Origin of the sequence: Acetoanaerobium pronyense (assembly GCF_017874355.1) — a bacterium.
Taxonomy (GTDB): domain Bacteria; phylum Bacillota; class Clostridia; order Peptostreptococcales; family Filifactoraceae; genus Acetoanaerobium; species Acetoanaerobium pronyense.
Map to the genome: position 1 here is coordinate 24,795 of NZ_JAGGLI010000011.1, position 22,645 is coordinate 47,439.

The window sequence follows — 22,645 nt, forward strand, 5'->3', positions numbered from 1 at the left end:
TATGATTTCCTCCTAAAATAATTCAATCTGTCCATCATTATTTCTTCTTAAAAGTTTGTGTTCTCCAAATTTAAAATCAATTCTAATTATGTAATCACTTTTCTTTAAAGGAATTACGCTTTTTATTGATTCTTTATCTAATTCTGAAAGATTATTATAAAAATCTTTCAGAATAATTTTTGAATTGGTTGATAAATATTCAAAACCTTTTATTGTTTCCAATTTTTTCCACCTCTTTCAAATTCTATAGATAGTTTATTTAGTGCTTTATCATGCAATTTATAGCAATTACTTATACTATATTTTAATTTTTTTGATATTATTTCCCATTTATACCTTTGAAAATATCTTAGTTCTATTATTTTTTTTTGATCATGTTCTAATCTTTCTAAAGATTCTTCAATTAAATATTGATTTTTTAATAGAATATTAATTTTATTTTTTATTAAATTTGCTTTATGATCATAAATTTCAGAAATTTTAATAACTGCTTGCTCAGTTTTATTTGAAATACTTCTATTTCCGCTAATAGCTTCAGTCAGTTGTGCAGTAACACTTGTTTCATATTTACTGCCTAACAAATCTTTTAAATCATTATTTAGTTTTTCTTTTTCTTTTTTTGTATAAGGATAATCTAGTAGTATTTTTTTTATTGTTTCTTTTTTCATTTCTGCCTCCTTTTTTATTGTCAATTAAGGCAATTATTTAAAATGGCACACCGTCATCATCAAGTGCTCTAAATCCTTCTTCATTCAACCCTGTAGGTTCAAAGGTGTTGTTATTATTACTAGATTCCTTTTTATCACCGTATTCTAAAAACTGCACATTTTCAGCAACAATCTCAGTTACATATCTTTTCTGACCTTCTGCATTCTCATAGCTTCGGTTCTGTAAATATCCTTTTATTGCTACAAGTCTACCTTTAACAAGGTAGTTAGCACAGTTTTCAGCACTTTTCCCCCAGACCTGAATCTTAAAGAAGTCCGTTTGTTTCTGTCCGTCCTTACCAATAAATGGTCTATCCACTGCTAAGTCAAAGTTACAAACTGCTTTTCCAGCAGAGGTGAATCTTAACTCTGGGTCCTTTGTAAGTCTTCCTATGAGGATTATGCTATTCATTTTCTTCCTCACTTTCTGAAATTTTTTTAAATCTCATTACATATATGTCTCTGACATTAAAAATTGTTTCAATAGTTTCAGGATATTCGACCCCGTAATTTATTAAAGTATTTTCATCTTCATTGACACACCATATATTGCCAAGACAATCGTCTTTATATCTATTTCCTGTTTGCCATTCTATTTCTGATATTTCTAGCCATGGTTGTTCAGCTTCGTTAATGTCATTAAGAAATTTTGTGGCTGCTGTTATTCTATCTATAAGTTCCTTTGATTCATCTGTATCTTTTGGTATATAACAGTCTATTGCTTGATTTATTCTATTAGCTGCACCCTGCCATCCTCTTTCATATGCTCCGAAGGTATCATCCTCAGCTTTATTCATGTTCATAGTCTCTCTCACTGCTTCTACCAATGCCTGATATCTTTCTGTAATTTCAAGTATTTCTTCTAAATACAAAGGATGCTTTCCAGAAATGAAGGCTTCACATGTTTCATCAGAATATTCCATAGGATTTATTTTTAATGGTCCATCTTCGAATAAATACATACAGGAATCCTCATAATAATTTATACATTTATGATTTGTGCAATAAGGCATTTGTTTGTTCAAGCTATCTCCTATTTCTTTTTTGGTATTCATAAAACCCTCTAACCCTCCTAATGTTAATTTTTGTTAATTGTATTAAGCTACATATTCTCCATATCTCAGCATCTAGGAAGTCTGCTTCTGTAAGAACTATCATTACTTTCTCCTTCCTGCTAGCACTCTGGGCAAATAATTGCATAATTCCTTTTAGATCTGTTTGGATTTTCTATTCCAGGACCTGTAACAGAATCTATTTTCCATTTAGTTCTACCTTTGCTGATAATTAGAAGAGCCGCATCAAAAGCTTTATATTTTTCCTTAGATTTTGTATTACATTTATCGCAAATAAATACATATTCTTGTTTTTCTTTCGCTATAGGCCAATGTTCTTTTTTCAATTTAAGCCCTCCTTTTTAATCTATATAAGTTTCCCATTTCTTACATTTAGGACATCTGGATATTCCGAAGTCTATGCATTCATAACCTTCTTTTTCTTCTAAAGAAAATCCATCATTTTCACTGTAGTAGACTTCCTCATTTCTGTAATATTCCAAACTTCCAAAACCACAATAATCGCATGGCATAGCATTCGACCAGTTTCTTATTGCAATATCTTCGTCTAAATTGTTTTTTTCTACAAATTCTAATATTTGATCTAATGGATATTCCGTTTGTAAGTGTTGAGTAAATAGTTTTATATCTAATTTTTTAGACATATTTACCTCCCATATCTAATTGTCAGTTCAGCATATTTGTAACTCACTTTATTCTTAACCTTGATTTCCTGAATACTTAAACCCTGTGCATGGTCCTCTAGTATTTGTTTATCTATCTTTCTTAACTGCTCAGCTTCTGCGTGTATTCTATCAAAGGCTTTTTTTATTTCTTCTTCACTATTAATACAAATCACTCCTTCAAAGTGGTTGTTTCTGTTTTGGAAATAACCACTATTTCAACTGTTTCTATTTTGGAAATAGTTAACAATCTGGTTATATATCCTCAATCTTTTCTCTTTTATGAGTTTGAATATTTAAAAATATCATTATGTTTTCATTTTCTTCTCTGTATCTTAAATAATCTAAAAATTCTTTTGCTTGTTCCTTATTTTCAAATGTTTTAATAAATCCCTCATTAGGAAATTTTCTATGCTTTACTTGCCAGCGTAATTCATACCAAATATTTTCTTGTAATTGCACTTAGTTTCCCTCGCTTTCTGGTTATATTGCGTATTATTTTATTTCATTGAATACATCCTCAAAAGACCATATTCTTCGCACTTCTTCACTCTTACTCATCCTGAATCTTCCCACTTCAATGTAGCCACCTGCATCATTGGAGTAATAAATAAGTTTTAAAAACTTCACTCCTGTTTTAGATTCACACTTAAACCACTCAAATATAGCCTTATTAGTTTTTTGCTCTATCTCTGTTGCCCTGCCTATCTCTGCAAGCCTTTCAAGCTCTGTCAACTCTGTATCTATAGTCTCTTCTAACCTGAAGTGATCTTCGCAAGAGTGGAAGCATAAACCTTTTTCCATCATTTCTTTTGCGTAGCCGCACACTTCACAGTTCAATTTATCCAAAAACTCCCTTGTTTCCTTAGCCTTCATCACTCGCCCTCACTTTCTACTTCTACATTCTGTGTGCCGATTTCATTGCATAAATCACAAACTACAGAACTTTCGTTTTCATCTTCTTTCGTCCAGCCGTATCTATCATCAAGTTCAATTTTTCCATTACAACCCAAGCATTTAGTATGTGCTACTATCATCTTTTCCACTCCTTCGCAATTTCAACCTACTGCGTTATTAAATTTGCACTAATTATTTTTCTCCATCTTTTCTTTTAACTTTTGCTTTAAAACATCTTCATCTATATTGGACCTTGTTATTTTTTGATTGTTTAAATTTTTCTTATTAGTATTATTGTTGTAAGCACCCTCTAATACTTTCACAAAATTACTTGGCTTAACCATCCAATCAAATGTTATTACCCAGCAATTTTTATTATCACCTTGCAGAAAATTAGATTTTTTTATATTTTCTATAGCCTTAATCACTTCCTCAAAGCCATATTCATTTATTCTAGTTTTAAGAAGTTTATATCTTACTTGATTGCTTTTGATTGTTTTTATTTGAGAAAGTCCTAAATCATTCCATTTTTGAATTATGCTAATTAAATTATCTTTAGATAATTTATTAATAGTATTATCTTTATCTATTTCTATATCTAATTCTTTATCTATATCTGTTGCGTTACATTGCGTTACTGTAGCGTTACATGTAGCGTTACATGAATTTTCTGGTAATAATTTCTGTTTTTCTCTATATTTAGCAACTCTATTTCTTGTCTGTTCTTTTATTTTTTCCATGCCTTCTATATTTTGATGTTTTTCCCAGTTGCTAATTTTTATATAAGGACCTTCCATTTTTATCATGTTTAAATTTTGAAAAGTTTTAAGAGCTAATTTGATAACAGTTAAAGGTTTTTTAAATCTATTTGCTAACATTTCATCTGTATATGGGATATTTTCTGTTAATAAAATAAAACCATTTGCATTACATTTACCAGCAAGTGTGAGTAATTTTATCCATATAATTAAAATCGCATCAGCTTCAGGCAAACTTTCTATAAAATCAATTTTTTCATCCTGAAACATTCCAGTAGTAATTTTTATCCATTTTATTTCAGACATGACTACTCCTTTCTAATAAAAATAGATCCATCTTTTAAATCAAATAGATTAAATAAAAAATGTCCTATAATAATTCCAGGAATACCCCATATGAAGAAAAGTTTTAAAAATACTGCAAATATTATTCCAGCATCCTCTCCAAATATAAGGCCTATATTTTCAGATAGCTTTACCCAGTCGATTATATTTTCGTACATAAATACCTCCTAAGATTGCTCAATAATTGGCAAAAATCCATTTTCTTTTAATAAATCATAAAGAAATAACCTTCCTTTTTGAGTCCATTTAGTATGAATTTTTGTATCATTAATTCCATTACTTTTTATTATTGGAATAGTTTCTGAGTGAGTATATCCTTTGCTGTGATATTTAGAATATAAAAGCCATTGATCTGATTGTTTATACTGAACTTTTAAAGAATGTAGTATATTATTAAGTGCATAGGCTGACATACATTGGTCTTGATTCGCCTTTTTTATCCTTATAATCAACGACGGAAATATTTCCTTGGTTAATTTCTTCTTCAAATTCATCTCTGACTATTTTCAAGAAATCATAATGCTGTAACTCTTTTCTGTTACCTTCCTGCTCTCTGTACTGATTGATTAGCTCCGTTAACTCTAAACTCGTAAAAGTATCTTTTTCCTGTAAATTATTCAATTCCTTTTCCTCCTTTTTACTTTAAAAATTCGATTATCCTTCTGTTTTCATAATCAAATACCACACCTCTGTTAAAGCCCATTCCGTTATTCAACCAGTGTCTGTATTCTTCATCAGATTCAAAATTGATAATTACTCTTTTTTCTCCGCTAAGGATTTCAATTCGACTTTTGTTGTAATACATCACATCACCTATCATGATTTTTCCTCCTTTATTTCTTGTAAATGTTTTATATAACTATCTGCTAAGAACTTACAAAATAAATTTATATCTGCTTTTTTATCTGTTTTTTCTTTTCTAACATTTAATACTTTAGAAGTTTCTCTATCTATAGTAATAATTGTTCTTTCCATAAGTCCTCCTAACTATTACAATTGGTTAGTTCGTTGTCGAAAAAAATTTCATTAACTTTTAAGCAATCTAAGCCTAAAATTGCTGCTATGCTCTTTATTTCTTGTAGCGAAAAACTTCTTTTCCCCTGTTCTTTCCTGTTATAGCTTACTTCGCTAATATTCATCTTTTTAGCCATTTCTTTTTGAGTAATTTCTTTTCTTATCCTTTCGATTTTAAGTTCTTTTAAATTCAATTTATCATCTCCTTGTTCAGTGCTAACCATTTGTTATATTTATAATATATATTACGATTGGTTAGTTGTCAACAAATAAAATCAACTTTGTATAAATTTTTGGTTAGTTTTACCGAACGAATGGTAAATTATAATATAATTAAATTAACTTGGAGGTGAAATCATGAAACAAATGGTTACAATAGGAGAAAAAATTGCAAAATTATTAGAAGAAAAAAATATGACTCAGAGAGATTTGGCAAAATTAATTAATGTAACAGAGGTAACTATTGGCAGATATATAAATAATACTAGAGAACCTAAGGGCTCCGTTTTGAAAGATATAGCTGATGCGCTTGGAGTTACAAGTGATTATTTATTGACTAATAAAAAAATTTTAAAAGATCAATTCAGATCTAGTGATGATTTTTCTAAAAGTATTTTATCTAGATTAGGAGTAAAAATTCCAGTTCTAGGAAAAGTAGCAGCTGGAGTACCATTGGAGGCAATTCAAGATATAGAAGATTATGAGGAAATTACTCAAGAAATGGCTAGAAAGGGAGAGTATTTTGCATTAAAAATAAAAGGTAATAGTATGGAGCCTAAATTTACAGAGGGAGATGTTGTTATTGTTAGAAAACAAAGTGATGTAGAATCTGGAGAAATTGGAGTAGTTATAGTAAACGGATGTGATGCTACTGTGAAAAAAATAATAAAACAAGAAAATGGAATACTTTTAATGGCTACAAATCCAGCTGTATTTCCACCTAAATTTTATGAATATAAAGATATAAGCGAATTACCTGTATATATTCTAGGCAAAGTTGTAGAACTTAGGGCAAAATTCTAATAATAAAAAGGTGATTATAATGAAAGTAGTTGCATACGCTAGATTTTCTAGCGAAAATCAAAGAGATGAGTCTATTGAAGCTCAATTAAGAGCTATAAAAAAATATTGCTTGGATAATGACTATTATTTAATAGATGAATATAAAGATTATGCACTAACTGGAACAAGCGACAATAGAAAAGAATTTCAAAAAATGATTAATGACTCATATATGCAGACTTTTGATGCTGTTATAGTTCATAAATTTGAAAGATTTGCTAGAAATAAATTTGATTCTGTTATGTATAAACATAGGTTGAAACAAAACGGAATTAGGGTTATATCAGTACTAGAAAAATTAGATGGCTCTCCTGAATCTGTTTTATTAGAGTCCTTATATGAGGGAATGGCTGAGTATTTTAGTCTTAATCTGTCTAGAGAAGTAATGAAAGGTATGATGGAAAATGTAGAGCAGAATCTAACCACAGGAGGTACTCCACCACTGGGGTTTGATTTTGTTGATAAAAAATATGTAATAAATGAGTATGAAGCTGAAGCAGTAAAGATTATATTTGATATGTATGTCAATAATCATACATATCAAGAAATAATTGATGCCCTTAAAGAAAAAGGTTACAAGACTAAATTAAAAAGAGATTTTAAGAAAACAGCACTTCATGAAATATTGAAAAATGAAAGATATATAGGGACTTATGTATATGGAAAAAGATTAAAAGTTGATGGAAAGAGAAATACTCACAAGGAAAGTAAAAATGTAATTAAGAAAGAGAATGCTATACCTGCTATTATTGAAAAGGATATTTGGGAGATGGCACAAATGAAAATGAAAGAAAGAGCTCATAAGGGTATATCAGCAAGAAACAAAGCTAAAGTGGAGTATTTATTGACTGGAAAATTGTTTTGTGAATGCGGAGCTGCTATGCATGGAAATACTAGAAAAGGTGGCCATAAAGGTAAGTATATATACTCTAGCTATGTATGTTCACAAAAATGCGGTGCAAAAGGGATAGAAAAAAACAAAATAGAAAATCTAGCTATTAATGCATTGAAAGAATATTTTACAGATGAGCGTAAAGAATTGCTGATAAGTAAAGTGGAGGAACTATACTTAAAAGATAAGAACGAAACTCCTAAATTAAAAGACATATTAAATAAAGAACTTAGAGAAACTATAAAGCAAATAGATTCTATAGTAGAGGCAGTATCTAATGGGATGTATCACGAGTCTATGAAACAGAAACTTACTGATTTAGAAGCAAAGAAAAAAGAGATCCAAAATAGAATCTCTAGAAATGAGCTTGAATTAAATCCTTCTTTAGATCAGTTTAAGGAATATCTGGAAATACTTCTTAATTTTGAAAATAAAGAATCTCAAAAAACAGCCCTGAAAACTTTCATAGAAAGTGTAGTTGTTAATGCCGAAAACATTGATATAGCAATACTTTTCGACATTGACAAGGATAGTCGTGTTTTCGGGTGGTGCACCCAAGAGGACTTGAACCTCCGACTCACAGTTTCGATTTTTAATTTTATGCAGTTCTTTATACTTTGTTGTAATGCCTATTTTCCAAAGCTTTTAGCCATATACATTATTATAGTTCTACCTGATAAATTTTGGCTTGGTGGCTAAAAAGTGGCTAATTTTTTATAGCTAATCAAATTCAAAAAAATAAAAATATCCTTAATTAAAATACTTAAGGATATTTACAGTTTAAAATCAATCATCTTCAGACTCAAATATACTATTTATATTTACTACTGGAAAAACAAAAGATTTAAAATTAGGTTGAGATGTAAGCAAAGTAACTTGCGATCTAATATAAGGAAATAATATCGCTATAGTATTGTTCTTTACAATTTTCTGTTTGACGTCATTTGGCACAAAATCAACTTCAGAAATTTTGAATTTTCCAACTGCCGTTATAGAAATAAAGAAATCGTCATCTTTTTCACTTATTATATTCAGCTTTATTTTTGTAATAACATTAGAACTTTGATCAACCTTCACATCCGCATCCAGGTCAATTTCCAAATCCATAGAATCTGTATGATTGGGATTTTTAAAAATAATCTCAGAAAAAAATAAATTTTCCATTGTCAAAAAGCTTTCATGTTTTTTATCTAATTTCATTATGCTACTAGTCCCCTCCACTCATAACAACTATGGATATACAAAGAATCTATATTTCCTTTGGAATAGTTTTTAATGGTGATTCCTCTTTCTATAGACTCTTCTTTTTGGATGTCGTAAGATATAGCCTTAACTATACTTGCTTTTTCATAATCATAATTAACAGATATGTTAAAAATATCATTAATGTAAAATATATCATAAAGTAACTTACCTATAAAAGACTTGAATTCTTCATTTCTTTCTAAAAATCCGCTATCATGCCATATAAAATATATGTCCAGTTCGCTATCAAAATCATAGCCAATATTTTCTATTAAATCTCCAAACTTTGAATGTTTTATTTTTTCAATACAATTTTCAATTAAATAATCATTGTTTTTCATGATTTTTTTCCCTCTCTACTAAATAATCAAGGATTTCTAATACCTCTTCATATTTATGCTTTAAATCATCTTTATAAGCTTTTTCCCCTATATAAATGCTTGAATAATCCCCGTTATTTCTTTTCTTCTTTAGATATGGTATTTTTGCTAAGGATTGTAAGCCTGCATAATTATGTTGGAGTAAATTTTGAGTAGTTACATGTTTCATGAGTTTATTGTGAGTATCATAATGTGTTTTTTTCTCATTATTATCACCGCTAATTCCAAACTTATCCAATAAAAAAAGAACCGTTTGATAAACACTATAGTAATACCGACTTACTGCCAAGTCATAGTACTGTTTATTTTCAGCCCACTTCACACATTCCTTATTTTGAGTCGCTTTTTTAAGAAATACATCTCCATTTTGTAGCTTCATGTTTTGCCTCTCAAGCTAAATATTATTGATTAAGATTATACCCTTTGATAATAAATATAAACTTATTGACTTATTGATTTTTATACCTGATTTTATAGTAAATTTTCTTTTTGGTCAATACTTTCAAAAAAATGTAAATTAAATTAATCAAAGGTAAAGCACTATATGTAGTTATATAGTAATATTTTTTAGCCAAAAGATACATCATGTAGAAATATATTATTTTTATTTCAGTTTACTCTGTTTCTAAAATAATGATATATGACTTTAAGCGTTTAGAAATTTAGATTCTATAATTCTGTAACTGTAAAATAAAAATGAAGAAAAATACTCATAAATCCTTTGAATCTTCTTAGAATATGTACAGTAGATTACCGACAGAAGGGTTGCCTTTGAAAGGAATATTTATGTTTGCTGAAATTAAAAGACTTAGATATCTTAAATTGAAAAAGACCCAAGTTTCAAAAAACTGGAATTTGAAAGAATATGGGTATTTAAAACTTTTAGATCTGTTAAAATCTAGTAAGTATGTCAAAATGTGGTTCTAGGTTTGCACGAAGGGTCATTCACACTATGGTCTTAATAATCATCAGCAAGAACAAAGATGGTTTTTCCAAGAATCCAGTTCTTGCGAGGTTACTATCTTCTAAAATGCCAGAACAAGCCTAAAATGGTGGTCTTAGGGGCCGTTATGCATAAAGTTTGCAATATCGTGTTTGCCATCCTTCGTGATAAAAAAGAATTCCAAATTATTACAGAAGGAGGAACATCAAAAAAATTATTTAAAAGCGAGATGCGACATCGCTACATGATGTAATTCCATATTAAAATTTTCGTTTTTTTTTGACACCTATCAAAAGGCTTATTAAGGTTAACCTTTTTTAGCGCAGTAATGATATCAAAAATTTTTTTTCACTATCGATATTTCTTAGATGTATTATATATATATATTTCTAAGTTAATCTATTCACTTTCATCTAACTAGTCATTTTTTTTTGAGCATACTAATTTCTTTAGCAGCTTTCCCCTTGCATTCCCCCCCTCATATGAGATTGTTATAAAAAATTCTTTTGAAGCTAGCAACATCCGGTCGGGGATTTCTGGAATAAATCGAATTTTTTTAGCCCGGGGGTACTCACTCAAAATAGACCCTAACTCCACAGTAATTTTAAAGGACCCTTACCCTCATGAAGTGGAATGTATGAGGTGTAAAGGTCCATATTTAGGAGGTAACTACCAAAAAAATCAGCTATTTAAGAGCTTTTCCTTCAATTTTCGCTTATTTTCAATGATTTTTGCCTCTTCTAGCCTCTTTTTTAGCTCATTTTCAAGCTTTTGGGCTAAAATATCAGGGTTGAACTCAGGGAAGACGAGTAACCACTGCTCTAGGTTAAATATATCAGTGTGTAGAGAAGATTTAAGGCTTATTAGATGACTATGAGACCCCATTGCTAAACTTTCAATCTCTTTTACTGAATCATTAACGGCTTTCAGATCATCCAATACTCCAGTTAATCGCCTATACATTTCCTCATATCTCTTAGCTTTTAATATCTGAGCCTCTAGCATTTCTACTAGGTCAGGCACATATCCATGCTCCTTAATGAAGTCTTCAAGCTCTCTTTCCTTAGCTGCTAACCTATCTCTTAACTCCACAACAACACTTTGTATAGTTTCATCCAGTGGCTCACCGTTTGCCTTTGCCTCATTAAGTATTTTCATATTATCCATTATCTTACTGCTTATATCCTCTATCTCACTATTAAGGCTCTTCCTCTTATCTATAATCTCTTGTGTAGTTAGTTCCATATCACACACTCCTTTACATGGTTTATAGTTTGTTGTCTCCTAAATATTCAGGGACCCTTTAGACGATGGCGAAATATTTCCCCTTCATCTGGTGAATAGCTTTTTATTTTTATTGCAGCTCTTACTGAAATTATTCAATATGTTATTAGCTCCTGAACTATTGCTATACTTCTGCATTAGCTTAGCTACTACTTTACTTTCAGAGCTATTCATTGTGGCCACATCATAACTATTGTCTATCTCATCAGTACAACTGTTTGATGTTATTATCTGGTCACAGAATCCTAAGTCTTTGGCCTCTTCTGCGGTTAACCATGTTTCACTTTCTATTAAGTTAATCAGCTCTTCGTCCGTCCCTTTGAATCTCTCTTTGTAGTTTTCTTTTAAGCTCTTATCCATCTGCTTTAAGTCATTACTCATCTTCTCATGGTCCTTAGCGTTACCGAATGTAAAGGTACTAGCGGAATGAATCATAAGCATTGAATTAGAATACATTTTAATCTCATCCCCTGCCATGGCTATGATACTGCCACCGCTACCTGCTAATGAGTCTATTATCATTTCAATTCTTGCACTATGTGATTTCAATAAATTACTTATGGCTATGGATGAGAATAAACATCCACCACCGCTGTTTATGTGTACTCTTATAGCTTTGGTGTCTATGTTATTCAGCTTTTCCCTAACATCCTTTACAGTTATCGTTTCACTATCCCCATCAAATACTGGATCTCCTATTCTCCCGTGGAGATACATTTCCGTAATATCATTGTTGCTCTCATTCCTAAACACTTTAAATTGTGTCTTTAAATGCTTCATGTACTTCAACCCCCTGTGTTTTTATTTGATTCTTTAACGCGTCCCTGGTGAAGCTGCTTATAGTTACACTTGAGGTTTTATTACTCTTGTTTAAAGCCACAATGGTTTTACCTAAGCTTTCTATTAGCTCTTTGGGTAGCCTAACCGTTACCCTATAATCTAACCCCACATAACTCACCCACTAGATTTAAAAACCTTATCTTTGTAATACAAAAATTATAATATACCTTCACATGTCATTTAGTGTCTTGTTTGATGAACTGAGTTCACTCCTGAATATCTATGACTAGGAAATATTCCCGACTCCCCTTTAAATCAACGGGCAAAATATATTGCTGGTTCAATACATGGGCAAAATATTCTGCTTATGTAACCGCGGAAAATTTTCCCTTCGTTGTGGCCTTATTTCAACTATTCCCTTCCTTAATCACAAAATACTTATCCAACAGGGGCACATATTATTCATTGTGCATAGTTGAGCTTAATTTCATTCTTATCTGGATTAACTCTACCGCCACAGCATTTAACTCTTTCTGTGCCTCTAACAGACCAGAAAAAGCAGCTTCAAATTCATCAGACAAAGGGTCTACCCTAGGGAAGAGGCCTCTATAACTTTCACACAAGTGTACAAAATAAAGTTTTCTTTCTTCTAATTTTTTTTCTCTTTCCTTTAAACTTTCTACAGAAGTATCTTTCAATTCTATTCTTTTCATTTTTTTTCACCCCTTAGTTAATTTCTTTGTGCAAAATGTTACTTTGTTATGTGTCCTTTTTATATATGCTCTATATTAAAACTTTACATATACTTTTCACATTTTGCACAAATCCTTATTTTTCAATACTTATAGACTTTAAGTTTTTTAATCACATTTTGCTATTTTATGAAATCATCTGAATCTATTGTATAGTTCTTAACCACATTCTTTATTGTTTTTCCGTTAACTGTCCCTATTGGTGCCAGTATGCCTTTACTTCGGAGTTCTGCAAAAAAATTCGTTTTATTTTCCGCCCCGTAACCATTTTCATAGCACCAAAATTGATATTTCTTATAAACTTCTTTAGCTGCAGTGTTTTTATCTTTTTCGTAAATCAAACATTCTGCTATAAAATTTCCAGTTTTGTCAGATTCCTTCCTATATTCTTCAGTAGCAACTAATACACTTTTGGGCGGGAAAATTCCTTCTTTTTTATACTTTTTCAACCCATCTACGCACCAATTTAATATTCCAGCTACATTTTCTGATTTTCTTAATCTCATTTTTAAATTTCTGTCCTGTTCATGAGGTTCAAAGTGCCTATCAAAAGTAATTATGTTTATTCTCCCACTTGAAAAAACTGTTTCATCTGCTATTACTGGCAAATAATTAGTCCCAATCAATAACTTAAACTCCGGTTTGAATTCAAATTCAGATTTGTGTAAAAATCTGGCTGTAATAGTGTCTGAAGCGATGAGACTTTTAAACAAAGCTGTATCAAAAATCATTCTTTTAGGGGGTTCAGGCATTTGAACCATTCTACACCCTTTTAGTCTAGCTATATCACCTGATGCCTGCCTAGAATCTGGGTTTTTTTTCTTCGCTAAAGTTTCAGGTTGTATCGTCATTGAGTATCCTTCGGAACCTCCTAAAACATATGATATAGTCTCCAATAAAGTAGATTTTCCATTTCTAGTTTTTGGCCCATAGAGAATGTATGCTGTCTCATTGCTTGTGTCTCCAGTTAGACATAACCCTAAGATTTTTTGAAGATATAAAATTTTTTCTCTATCTGATAAGAGTATTTCATCGACAAATTTTTCAAATTCTAAACTTCTAATCCCAGGTCTATATTCTGCATTTGTTATTTTACTTAGTAAATCATCTGGAGAATGCTCATTAAACTCAAATGTCTCAAGATTTAATGTTCCATTTTGACAATTCAATAGATATGGATTTTTATTGAAATCTTCTGCTTTCATAAAATACCTATCTTTTGCATCCTCTATCATTGATTTCCTGTATCTTATCTGCCCAAGTTTCAATATATGCTTTAGGTATATTTCTTTTATTTGATCATCGGTTATGTTTGCAGCATATATGATAAGTGCATCATATAGAGTTTTTGCCAGCTGTGACACTACCATACTCCCTTTATCTTCTTTCCATATCTTGCCATCGTATATATACCATTCCTTGTCAGTAGAATTATATCTCGCTACGTCTTTGTATACATCCGCAAACAACTCTCCGTTACCTTTATCATTAAAACTATATCTTTCATAAGGTCTTAAATCTTTAAACTTTTCTAATAATGTGTTGGAAATTTCTTTCATCCCTCTAAATGGAGATCCCTTTTCATATTTCAAAGCCTGATTAACTATTACATCAATTTCTCTATCCGACAAAGATACTTCGCATTTCTCATCATTGGCAATTTTCACTTTTTCTATAATAGCTTCATCAGAAAATCCTTTTGCTTGAAGACTACAGGCATATCTGTAAAGAGTATCGTTCCTGGCCCCCACATCTATATGTTCACTCAGTTCAAATTTAGAACCTACATTTTTCTTATTTAAAAAAGCTATGACTTTTTCATCTGCTTGGGCAATATCGCACTCATTAATCCATTCGTATGGAGCACCATTAATATCACTCCCAGGAGCTACTACATAGCCACCATCGCCTCTTACATCTACCCCCTCATATATATTAGCTCTATTTCGTATTTCTTCAGATATCCTATAATATAAGTGTAGGCCTCCACCCGCTGTCTTTGATGCTCTCGTTTCCGGTAGAGTCCCGTTTATATTCTCCCATTTCTCTAAGCTCTTAGCCCCATCTTTTCCGTTCTTAATATCTAAGTCTAATACTATTAAGCCTTCTCCTGTAAGTATTCCTATATTCAGATCTTTAGATTCGAACCATTCTTTTATTTTTGAATGCTCCCCTGTAGCTAATTTTTGCCAGTTTGAAATAGCTGGTTGTTTATCATTTTTTCTTAACGGAAATACTTTAAACCCTTCTTCAGCAAGAAATAAAGCACTATTAAGTTTTTCATCTCTCTGAATTTTTTCATTAATTAATCCCATATCCATCACCTAATTTCGGTCCCATATACCAGAAATTCTTTTTTCCTATCATTATTAGTTATCTCCTCAAATAATGTTTTTATAATTGTATGCCTTCTCTTACTGCTTCATCCAAAAACTTTTCTAGTTCCAATCGATGGATTCGGTTGTATCTCCCCACCTTAACTGCCTTAATATCCCCTTTTTTTATTAGTTCATAAATTCTATTTTGTCCAATACCTGTATATTCAATAACTTCTTTTACTGTAAGTAAATATTTCTCCATACCTCATCACCTTTCTATATCAAACTCAAAGTATGAGCATATTCAATATTAAGTCAAATTCAAAAACCTTAACTTAAGACTTATTCTTCAAAAATTGAATTAATTTCTTCTTCTACTTTTAAGATATAATCATAACTAATGCTTATAAAATCCATTATTTTTTTATGATCTAAAATCCAAAAGAATGATTTTTCACCTATTTCATTTGGTTTTGAAGGATTTGGAACCGTTGTTCCGTACTTAAAGGCCTCTGCAGGATTAAGTCTTTCATCTGAGCTATAATCAATTAGCAATTCGCTTAGTAACAGCTTACTTTTCTCAATATCCATTGTTAATGAACTTACTTTTTCCAATATATCGTTTTTATCCACTTTTATATTCCCCTTTACTTTCGTATTAGTTTACTCATTTTAAAATTTTTTTTTAAATATTGAAAATTATAGTATTAAAAATTCAAGACTCTTTTATAGTCAGTTTTTTATTCCCCTTCTATATATTCTTTTAATTTTTTAGGGTTGATATAATAGGTCCACCTGCTACTCTTTTCAGGGTGGTGCTGAACTGCAAAACCAAAAGGCAATCTCTGGTGTCTTAATCCAGCTCTTAAAAACTCTGCTGGCATCCCTAATAATTTTGCAGCTTCCGGTACTGTAATCTTTTCTTTCATCTGCTAATCTCTCCTCTCAAATAACTATTTTTTTCTAAATAAAGATTTTTTATTAGATATAAATATAAACTTTTAAGCTTCCCTATTGGAGAAACTTGATTATCTTCTTATTTTCATAGTCAAATACCACACCTCTGTTAAATCCCATTCCATTTTTAATCCAGTGGTAATATTCCTCATCAGATTCGAAGTTTATGATTATTCTCTTTTCTCCACTCATAATTTCTATTCGACTTTTGTTATAGTTCCACACATCACCTATCATAATTGGTCCTCCATTTTTTATTTAAAGGTAGATAGATAGAATTTTAAAACATACTTGATTGTAAAGTTATATCCCATTAATCACTTTTGACACTTCGTATAAATGTTATTTTATTTCATGCAACAATCTTCACTTATTATTTTTCAAAAAATATGTCATCTACTGAACTCTCTAGGGCTTCTGAAATTTTTTTCATAGTTTCATAACTTGGGTTTATAATTCCTCTTTCAAAATCAGATATTGCTTGTGTACTTACCCCTATTTTTTTTGCCAGCTCCTTTTGACTCATTTCCTTTTTTATTCGTGCTATTTTCAAATTTTTTCTTTTCATTTCCTATATCACCTCTCTTTTTAGATATATTTGTTTACTGTTTTATAAAAAAGCGTTATTTTTATTTATGGTTAAACAATAACATATTCTTTTATTAATTTCAATACTTTTTATATCAAAAGTTGTGATTTTATTTTCGGTATGCTATAATTTAGTTATTAATATTTACTATTTCAAAAGGAGGGATCATCTTGTCGATAGGAGAAAACATCAAGAAGTATCGTAAATTAAGAAAAATGACCCAAAAAAAATTAGGAGAATGTATTGATAGAACTGAAATCACTATAAGGAACTATGAATCCGATAGAATAAAGCCTCCTTTGGACGTATTAAAAAAAATTTCTGAGGCTCTGGAGGTTCATGAAGAAAATCTTCTCTCTACAAACAACTCCGTTTTCGTGTATAAAAAGAGCTATGACTTAGATTTAATAAAAGATCTTACTTATGATATCTTTGCGGAAATATACAATCACTCAACTGCAAAAGATACTTTGAAATTTTCTGCTAACGAATTGATTAAACAAGACAAATATTATCTAGATACTCTAATGGATCTTTTTATTAAAACTACTTCGAGCACATTAGAAACTTTAAAAGAAAGAATTGAGCAAAATGATAATTCTATAATTAAAGAGTCAATTTGCATTAATGTAAATAGTGTGGATTTGTCGGGAGATCCTCAAGTTAAAAAGGTTGATTTAACAAACAAACTTAATGATCCAGATTATATAAAAAATCGTATTGCGTATTATGAATGGCTATTGGATCATTCAGAAAAGAATTTCGATAACTATTTGGTATTGGAAAAATTATCAGAAGCAATAAAAGCTAAAGCTTCAGATATAGATGACGATGATGCAACATGGATTATATCTAAATTATAATTAACACTTTCTCGGATAGTTTGTAGGAGGACTATTTATGGCCAGGAAACCAATAACAAATAGTAAAATAAACGGAAACGAGTATTACAGAACAAGGTTACTTATACGATATGACGCTAACGGGAAAAAAATCATGAAGAATTTCTATGGTTCTTCTAAGACTGAAGCTGAAAACAAAAAGAAAGAATATCTTCAGATGATAGAAAGTGGAATCAATCCAGATTTAGGATTAATAAGTTTAGAAAAAGCTCTTTACTCTTGGCTTTGGAATATAGAAAGATATTCCGGAAATAAAACATCTACTTTCGAAAGATATGAAAGTGTTTTCAGAAACCATATTCAGGGTTCTACTATTGGTAGAATTTCTGTTTTAGATATAAATAAACTTTCAATTCAGAAATTTTATAATGAGATATTAGATAGTAATAAATCTATAGAATCTATAAGAAAGGTTTTAAGTAAGTTTTTTCAATTTGCATTATCGGAAGGATATATAGTTAGAAATCCAATGCAGGGAATGAAGCTTCCTAAAAAACACGAAGATACTATCTCCGAAAAAAATACAGAAGTTACCACTTTTACCAAAGATGAATTGAAAACTATTTTAGAATCTGTTGGAAATGTAAAAATTAGATATGTAATTATGTTTGCTGCTTTAACCGGAGCTAGAATTGGGGAAATATTGGCTTTGGAAAAGACCGATATTTCTAATGATTTCGTGAGAATTCAAAAATCTATTAGAAATGTTAGAGTATATATAGATCAAAATAATTATCATTATGAGATTAAACTGACTAGACCTAAATCTGAAAGTTCTATTAGGGATGTCCCCATCCCTAATATACTTAAATCTGAACTGAAAAATCTAAGTATATTAACCAAAGAAGAAAAACTAAAACTTGGCCCTGCGTATTTCGATAATAATTTACTTTTCCCATCTTCTACTGGGACATATTTGGATGTTAATAACGTACGAACTAGTTGGAAAAGAGCGTTAATAAGCGCCAACATCCCCTATAAAAAATTCCATACTTTAAGGCACACTTATGCCACCCAATTGATTAAAAACGGTGTGGATCTCCTTACTGTTTCTAGGTTGCTTGGCCATAGTTCTATCAAAACTACAGAGATTTATGCCCATACTTTAGAAGAAACTAAAATAGAGGCAGTACAGAGTTTAAATGACATGTTTGCCTAAAATAGTAAAGACCTCTTGCGATTATCTGCAAGAGGCTTTTTTTGCCTTTTGTGCAAAATGTTACTTTGTTATGTGTCCTTTTTATATATGCTCTATATTAAAACTTTACATATACTTTTCACATTTTGCACAAATCCTTATTTTTCAATACTTATAGACTTTAAGTTTTTTAATTAAACCAATATTTCTTTATTGAGCTTATTTATATCCGGCTCAATATTTAATCACATATCATATCACATGGTAAAGATGAACTGGAGATTATACCCCATGGAATCTTATTTTTTAGGAATCCAAGGAAACTGTTAGGTGCGTATGTTATTTAGTCAATTTTCTAGGAGTTAATTAGTTTCTGAAGTAGCTCTGATTAATGGTATTTCGTATTCCCATAGAATACTATTGCGTTGAAACCACTCCTGCTTTTATGATCTACCAGCTATAGAGATTTTCCATCTCGTTAAATATAAAAATGAGGGTAGCAATATTTTCTGCCTGGGGATAAAAATGAAGATTTGCCTCTATTTCTAATGGTTTAAACCCTATAGTATTAATCACCAGTTTTAAGAATTATCTACAATCTGACTCCAAGATATTTTGGAATGATATAAATATTGCGATTTTTAATATGAAATAATCACCGCTAAAAATCTATACGATTCATAAAAATTAATAATCATTTTTAACCCTATAAAGTGTGAATATACGACACCTTGCTATATGCTCTTAAAAAATTTAAACACTCCTTATATTCTTTTATATGCTTCTATTTTTTTATAATTTTCCATATTTTCACTTTCTTTTTGGGGTGGGGGTTATGTAAAAATAGCCTGTGTATTACAAAGAGGTCCCCCTTCGGTCCCAAGCTGAAAATTTGAAAATATTTTTATGGGGGGGAGGCTGTTTATGCACCTCTATATATATTAAAATGTTAATTTTTGTTAACCGTATTTTCTTTAAATGTATGCAAACTTATGCCTATATCTAATGTGTAAAATTTTCATCTATTTGCTAATTATCTTTATCTTTTGCTCTTTATTATGATTATATTTACGCTTAAAAGCACCTATACTGTAGTTTATGCATATCCCCCCCTCTAGGTTACATCGGATTTAAATTTTGTGGGACGGAAAGGGGGAACTGTATCCAATAGAACGACTAATTTTTAAAAAGGGGTGCAGGTATTTTAAAATAATGAAGCGAGTGGTAGTTTGAACTCTTCAGCCAAGGAATGAATAAAGTATAAAATCATATCTTATTAACATTTTTTTCTTCCACTCTGTTGGTGCATTAAGGAAATATTCCTTTCATGCATCCCCACCCCTTCAACTTTATCTCTGATAGTATAAGCTTATTTCAATAATTTATCACGTGAATTTTAACTATTTATCTAATACCCTGATTGATGAATTCCTTGGAATTAATGTACTTATTTATTGGATATACACTCCCTATTTCTCTAATCCCCATTCGTTTAAAGATATAATTGTAAAAAAATAAGCACCTCCCAAATTAATTGTAAAGGTACTTATTTTTTCAATGTAATCAACGCTATCCTATTTTAGATAATTGAATATTATTTAGCTCCAAATATTCTTTTTTTAACTCTTTAAGTTCTTTTTCCCTATTAAACATGCACTGCATTTTTTCATCCTGATACATCATAATCTTCTGGAGATAATTGTTATTATCAAATTCATAATAAAAAATTGTATCAAATTTATCAACTAGACATTTCATTTCTGCAATGAATTTATTTTCCTTTGTATAATATTTAACATATTCATAGTTGTCAAGTTTAGCATTATCCAATAAATTATACGGTGTCACTATAGGCAAATTCCTTAGTTTAAATAGTCTACTGAGTATATCCATGTTTTCACCTCATTTTTAAATTATCAATTTCATTCTCTAAACTGTAGTCCAGCTGTTTTTCTAGATTATCTAGAATATTAAGCCCCTTATCCAGATCTGCATCTGTCCATTTTTTTCTTTCTTTCCCTATCGCTTTCTTAAGACAATCGTTAATATAGAATGCTAAAATTCCATCGTTTTTATTCACATATTTTGCTATATAATTACATTTTGTTTTTATTATCGATAAATCTTTCAAATAATTCTTATCTTTATCTATATCATACTGCACCATAAGTCGGGGCACAATATCTTCTCTTATTTTATCATCTATATTTTTTTTCTTTTTACTGTAGAGTAAATCTGGGCGCTTTGTCTCATCATCGTCACTTTCAGCTTGCTGGATTATAAGTTGAGCCTGGTCATCAGTTATATTGTCTCCAAGTATTTTTTTCAAATCTTTTATTTTCTGCTTTAATTCAGCATCCTTTTTCTTACTTAGAGCAAATAACTCGGTTGATAGATATTCTTCACTCTCAATTCTGGAGTCTCCAAGATTTATAACTTTGCCCAACTCATCTTTTTCAGACTCACCAGGAGTGGTCTTTGGATCCATTGTTTTATTTATAATATCATCGTAGTCTTTTAATCTTTTAATAATTTCACTCTCTTGGATTTCTATTTTATATTTTTCCCATAGGTGCTCTAATTCTAAGTTTTTATGTGCAATTACCTCTCCTATATTATCTTCTACTTGTGCATCCCCATCTTCGATAAACCGTAGAATTCTTCCTACAAATTGAGCATACGGCAATTCATTTCTAAATGGCCTAAATATAGCTGCTATAGATAAATAAGGATGGTCATACCCTTCTCCCAACATAGCGACATTAACTATTACATCTACTAGATTATTTTTTATTTCATCAAATAGGCGATCTTTTTTTGTTTCTTCCAATTTACTATGTATCAAAGCAACGCTATAGCCGTGTTTTTCATATAGTTTCTGTATTTCTTCAGCATGGTATATACTACAAGCAACTGCAATTATTTTATGGGGAATTTTGCTACCTATATTTTTTTTCTTTTCAAGAAGCCTTATACTTTCCCTAACAATCTTTTCAGAACAATCTTCTGATAAAGCTACTGATCTAGTTATCCATTCCATGTCCTTTAAATTTAATGCATATAACTCCTGGATAGAATAAGTTTTATCTGTATTTTTATCTATCGTTAGTCTCAGTTCATCTGGGATGAAAGTGTTATTTCTAAGACTCTTTACATACCCATTAGCCATTGCTCTACTCAATGGATACTTATATATTAGTTCTCCATTTATTTCTTTTCTATCTGTTCTAAAAGGCGTTCCAGTAAGTTTTAATACTTTGGCTTTATCAAAATATTTCACAGAGTCCACCCAAGTAGCAGCTGTAGAATGGTGGGCTTCATCTATTATTATCATATCAAAGAAATCTTTAGAAACTCTATTGATTAAAGATGACTCTAATCTAGACTGAAGTTTCTGAATATTCAGTATGACTATATTTGCTTTACTTAAAACCTCCATAGGAGTGTCTTGGCCATTATATTCTATTATATTTGGTAAAAATTTCTTTGATGAAAAAACATTCCTTTTTAACCAGAAATTGTTATAAAAATCAGGGTTCAAAGCATCAATAACAGTATTTTTTATTGTGGTATAAGGCGTAACTATAAGAACTCTTCCTCCAGATATCCCAAAAGGAGCTATAGCCATGAATCCAGTTTTTCCAACTCCAGTAGGTAAGACCACTAAAGCATTCCTATTATCATATTCTGAATTAAAATATTCTTTAAGCTCTATATAGGCTTCTACTTGAGGGTATCTCAATTTTTCATTCCCTAGTATATTCGGTTTTGAATGTTTGAAGTAATTTCCCATATATTCTAATGACAAAGCGCCCACTCCCCTGCTATATTTTCCTTAAATTATAGCATATAGTAAAGCACTGAAAATCTTTAAAATCATATAATAACTTTCCCCCGGTGGCTAAAAAGTGGCTAAATTAAAAAATACAAGAGTATAAAACTCCTGT

At 30.4% G+C, this 22,645-nt stretch carries 34 protein-coding genes and 2 pseudogenes; 4 read left to right on the forward strand and 32 right to left on the reverse strand.

Annotation, left to right across the window (positions count from 1 at the left end; all coding sequences use genetic code 11):
• Window positions 1-12 precede the first annotated feature (12 nt).
• The 17 genes from J2Z35_RS06015 to J2Z35_RS06095 all read right to left on the reverse strand — a co-directional run bounded on the left by J2Z35_RS06015 (window position 13) and on the right by J2Z35_RS06095 (window position 5,650).
• Complete coding sequence (locus tag J2Z35_RS06015; RefSeq protein WP_209660483.1) at window positions 13-222, reverse strand: hypothetical protein; 210 nt, start codon at window positions 220-222, stop codon at window positions 13-15.
• Entirely contained in the window at window positions 210-668 is a 459-nt protein-coding gene (locus J2Z35_RS06020) for a sigma factor-like helix-turn-helix DNA-binding protein (RefSeq protein WP_209660484.1), read from the reverse strand. Before J2Z35_RS06020 ends, J2Z35_RS06015 begins: the two co-directional genes overlap by 13 nt.
• Before the next feature lie 37 nt (window positions 669-705).
• On the reverse strand, window positions 706-1,119 hold the full coding sequence (locus tag J2Z35_RS06025) for a single-stranded DNA-binding protein (RefSeq protein WP_209660485.1): 414 nt from the start codon (window positions 1,117-1,119) through the stop codon (window positions 706-708).
• Window positions 1,112-1,762 (reverse strand): hypothetical protein, encoded by a 651-nt coding sequence (locus J2Z35_RS06030; RefSeq protein ID WP_209660486.1) that lies wholly within the window; start codon window positions 1,760-1,762, stop codon window positions 1,112-1,114. The genes J2Z35_RS06025 and J2Z35_RS06030 overlap by 8 nt, the downstream gene beginning before the upstream one ends.
• Window positions 1,763-1,881: 119 nt before the next feature.
• Entirely contained in the window at window positions 1,882-2,106 is a 225-nt protein-coding gene (locus J2Z35_RS06035; protein ID WP_209660487.1) for a hypothetical protein, read from the reverse strand.
• A gap of 15 nt (window positions 2,107-2,121) precedes the next feature.
• The gene (locus J2Z35_RS06040) at window positions 2,122-2,424 is read right to left on the reverse strand and encodes a hypothetical protein (protein WP_209660488.1); all 303 of its coding nucleotides are present in this window, start codon (window positions 2,422-2,424) and stop codon (window positions 2,122-2,124) included.
• 2 nt (window positions 2,425-2,426) lie between these two features.
• Complete coding sequence (locus tag J2Z35_RS06045; RefSeq protein WP_209660489.1) at window positions 2,427-2,618, reverse strand: hypothetical protein; 192 nt, start codon at window positions 2,616-2,618, stop codon at window positions 2,427-2,429.
• Window positions 2,619-2,697: 79 nt separating this feature from the next.
• Entirely contained in the window at window positions 2,698-2,904 is a 207-nt protein-coding gene (locus tag J2Z35_RS06050; RefSeq protein WP_209660490.1) for a hypothetical protein, read from the reverse strand.
• A 33-nt stretch (window positions 2,905-2,937) separates the two neighbouring features.
• A complete protein-coding gene (locus J2Z35_RS06055; protein ID WP_209660491.1) occupies window positions 2,938-3,318 on the reverse strand; it encodes a hypothetical protein in 381 nt (126 codons plus the stop codon).
• Entirely contained in the window at window positions 3,318-3,479 is a 162-nt protein-coding gene (locus J2Z35_RS06060) for a hypothetical protein (RefSeq protein WP_209660492.1), read from the reverse strand. Before J2Z35_RS06060 ends, J2Z35_RS06055 begins: the two co-directional genes overlap by 1 nt.
• 48 nt (window positions 3,480-3,527) lie before the next feature.
• On the reverse strand, window positions 3,528-4,403 hold the full coding sequence (locus J2Z35_RS06065; protein WP_209660493.1) for a phage replisome organizer N-terminal domain-containing protein: 876 nt from the start codon (window positions 4,401-4,403) through the stop codon (window positions 3,528-3,530).
• A gap of 2 nt (window positions 4,404-4,405) precedes the next feature.
• Window positions 4,406-4,600, reverse strand: a complete 195-nt coding sequence (locus J2Z35_RS06070; protein WP_209660494.1) for a hypothetical protein — start codon at window positions 4,598-4,600, stop codon at window positions 4,406-4,408.
• A 9-nt stretch (window positions 4,601-4,609) separates the two neighbouring features.
• Complete coding sequence (locus tag J2Z35_RS06075) at window positions 4,610-4,855, reverse strand: phage antirepressor KilAC domain-containing protein (RefSeq protein ID WP_330623400.1); 246 nt, start codon at window positions 4,853-4,855, stop codon at window positions 4,610-4,612.
• Window positions 4,836-5,063 (reverse strand): hypothetical protein, encoded by a 228-nt coding sequence (locus J2Z35_RS06080; RefSeq protein ID WP_209660549.1) that lies wholly within the window; start codon window positions 5,061-5,063, stop codon window positions 4,836-4,838. Before J2Z35_RS06080 ends, J2Z35_RS06075 begins: the two co-directional genes overlap by 20 nt.
• Window positions 5,064-5,079: 16 nt before the next feature.
• Complete coding sequence (locus tag J2Z35_RS06085; protein ID WP_209660496.1) at window positions 5,080-5,262, reverse strand: hypothetical protein; 183 nt, start codon at window positions 5,260-5,262, stop codon at window positions 5,080-5,082.
• Window positions 5,259-5,417 (reverse strand): hypothetical protein, encoded by a 159-nt coding sequence (locus tag J2Z35_RS06090; RefSeq protein WP_209660497.1) that lies wholly within the window; start codon window positions 5,415-5,417, stop codon window positions 5,259-5,261. The genes J2Z35_RS06085 and J2Z35_RS06090 overlap by 4 nt, the downstream gene beginning before the upstream one ends.
• Window positions 5,418-5,425: 8 nt before the next feature.
• Window positions 5,426-5,650, reverse strand: a complete 225-nt coding sequence (locus J2Z35_RS06095; protein WP_245330783.1) for a helix-turn-helix transcriptional regulator — start codon at window positions 5,648-5,650, stop codon at window positions 5,426-5,428.
• Between the two features lie 163 nt (window positions 5,651-5,813).
• Between J2Z35_RS06095 and J2Z35_RS06100 the strand changes: the two genes are divergently transcribed.
• Together J2Z35_RS06100 and J2Z35_RS14935 are read left to right on the forward strand one after the other, a co-directional pair.
• A complete protein-coding gene (locus J2Z35_RS06100) occupies window positions 5,814-6,479 on the forward strand; it encodes a LexA family protein (RefSeq protein ID WP_245330784.1) in 666 nt (221 codons plus the stop codon).
• 19 nt (window positions 6,480-6,498) lie between these two features.
• Window positions 6,499-7,515 (forward strand): annotated as a pseudogene (locus J2Z35_RS14935) (recombinase family protein); the annotation flags it as partial.
• A 441-nt stretch (window positions 7,516-7,956) separates the two neighbouring features.
• On the opposite strand, the pseudogene J2Z35_RS06115 reads toward J2Z35_RS14935, so the two are convergent.
• The 13 genes and pseudogenes from J2Z35_RS06115 to J2Z35_RS06175 all read right to left on the reverse strand — a co-directional run bounded on the left by J2Z35_RS06115 (window position 7,957) and on the right by J2Z35_RS06175 (window position 16,637).
• Window positions 7,957-8,067: pseudogene (locus J2Z35_RS06115) on the reverse strand.
• Between the two features lie 129 nt (window positions 8,068-8,196).
• On the reverse strand, window positions 8,197-8,610 hold the full coding sequence (locus tag J2Z35_RS06120; protein ID WP_209660499.1) for a protein-export chaperone SecB: 414 nt from the start codon (window positions 8,608-8,610) through the stop codon (window positions 8,197-8,199).
• Window positions 8,610-8,996: a hypothetical protein gene (locus tag J2Z35_RS06125; protein ID WP_209660500.1), complete on the reverse strand. Its 387-nt coding sequence runs from the start codon at window positions 8,994-8,996 to the stop codon at window positions 8,610-8,612. Before J2Z35_RS06125 ends, J2Z35_RS06120 begins: the two co-directional genes overlap by 1 nt.
• On the reverse strand, window positions 8,983-9,414 hold the full coding sequence (locus tag J2Z35_RS06130) for a hypothetical protein (RefSeq protein WP_209660501.1): 432 nt from the start codon (window positions 9,412-9,414) through the stop codon (window positions 8,983-8,985). Before J2Z35_RS06130 ends, J2Z35_RS06125 begins: the two co-directional genes overlap by 14 nt.
• 1,245 nt (window positions 9,415-10,659) lie before the next feature.
• Window positions 10,660-11,223: a hypothetical protein gene (locus J2Z35_RS06135; protein WP_209660502.1), complete on the reverse strand. Its 564-nt coding sequence runs from the start codon at window positions 11,221-11,223 to the stop codon at window positions 10,660-10,662.
• An 84-nt stretch (window positions 11,224-11,307) separates the two neighbouring features.
• The gene (locus J2Z35_RS06140; RefSeq protein WP_209660503.1) at window positions 11,308-12,042 is read right to left on the reverse strand and encodes a head maturation protease, ClpP-related; all 735 of its coding nucleotides are present in this window, start codon (window positions 12,040-12,042) and stop codon (window positions 11,308-11,310) included.
• Window positions 12,043-12,500: 458 nt separating this feature from the next.
• On the reverse strand, window positions 12,501-12,755 hold the full coding sequence (locus J2Z35_RS06145) for a hypothetical protein (RefSeq protein WP_209660504.1): 255 nt from the start codon (window positions 12,753-12,755) through the stop codon (window positions 12,501-12,503).
• 161 nt (window positions 12,756-12,916) lie between these two features.
• Entirely contained in the window at window positions 12,917-15,109 is a 2,193-nt protein-coding gene (locus J2Z35_RS06150) for a phage/plasmid primase, P4 family (protein ID WP_209660505.1), read from the reverse strand.
• Between the two features lie 79 nt (window positions 15,110-15,188).
• Entirely contained in the window at window positions 15,189-15,374 is a 186-nt protein-coding gene (locus J2Z35_RS06155; RefSeq protein ID WP_209660506.1) for a helix-turn-helix domain-containing protein, read from the reverse strand.
• An 80-nt stretch (window positions 15,375-15,454) separates the two neighbouring features.
• Window positions 15,455-15,745: a hypothetical protein gene (locus tag J2Z35_RS06160; RefSeq protein ID WP_209660507.1), complete on the reverse strand. Its 291-nt coding sequence runs from the start codon at window positions 15,743-15,745 to the stop codon at window positions 15,455-15,457.
• A 107-nt stretch (window positions 15,746-15,852) separates the two neighbouring features.
• Entirely contained in the window at window positions 15,853-16,041 is a 189-nt protein-coding gene (locus J2Z35_RS06165; RefSeq protein ID WP_209660550.1) for a hypothetical protein, read from the reverse strand.
• A gap of 82 nt (window positions 16,042-16,123) precedes the next feature.
• Window positions 16,124-16,306 (reverse strand): hypothetical protein, encoded by a 183-nt coding sequence (locus J2Z35_RS06170; protein ID WP_209660508.1) that lies wholly within the window; start codon window positions 16,304-16,306, stop codon window positions 16,124-16,126.
• Window positions 16,307-16,442: 136 nt separating this feature from the next.
• Window positions 16,443-16,637 carry a helix-turn-helix transcriptional regulator gene (locus J2Z35_RS06175; protein ID WP_209660509.1) on the reverse strand — a complete coding sequence of 65 codons (195 nt, stop codon included), beginning with the start codon at window positions 16,635-16,637 and terminating at the stop codon, window positions 16,443-16,445.
• A 191-nt stretch (window positions 16,638-16,828) separates the two neighbouring features.
• Here J2Z35_RS06175 and J2Z35_RS06180 point away from each other — a divergent pair, with 191 nt between their 5' ends.
• Complete coding sequence (locus J2Z35_RS06180) at window positions 16,829-17,521, forward strand: helix-turn-helix domain-containing protein (RefSeq protein WP_209660510.1); 693 nt, start codon at window positions 16,829-16,831, stop codon at window positions 17,519-17,521.
• A gap of 37 nt (window positions 17,522-17,558) precedes the next feature.
• The gene (locus J2Z35_RS06185; RefSeq protein ID WP_209660511.1) at window positions 17,559-18,719 is read left to right on the forward strand and encodes a tyrosine-type recombinase/integrase; all 1,161 of its coding nucleotides are present in this window, start codon (window positions 17,559-17,561) and stop codon (window positions 18,717-18,719) included.
• Between the two features lie 1,548 nt (window positions 18,720-20,267).
• On the opposite strand, the gene J2Z35_RS06190 is transcribed toward J2Z35_RS06185, so the two are convergent.
• Together J2Z35_RS06190 and J2Z35_RS06195 are read right to left on the reverse strand one after the other, a co-directional pair.
• A complete protein-coding gene (locus tag J2Z35_RS06190) occupies window positions 20,268-20,528 on the reverse strand; it encodes a hypothetical protein (protein ID WP_209660512.1) in 261 nt (86 codons plus the stop codon).
• A gap of 67 nt (window positions 20,529-20,595) precedes the next feature.
• Entirely contained in the window at window positions 20,596-22,506 is a 1,911-nt protein-coding gene (locus J2Z35_RS06195; protein ID WP_209660513.1) for a DEAD/DEAH box helicase, read from the reverse strand.
• Window positions 22,507-22,645 lie beyond the last annotated feature (139 nt).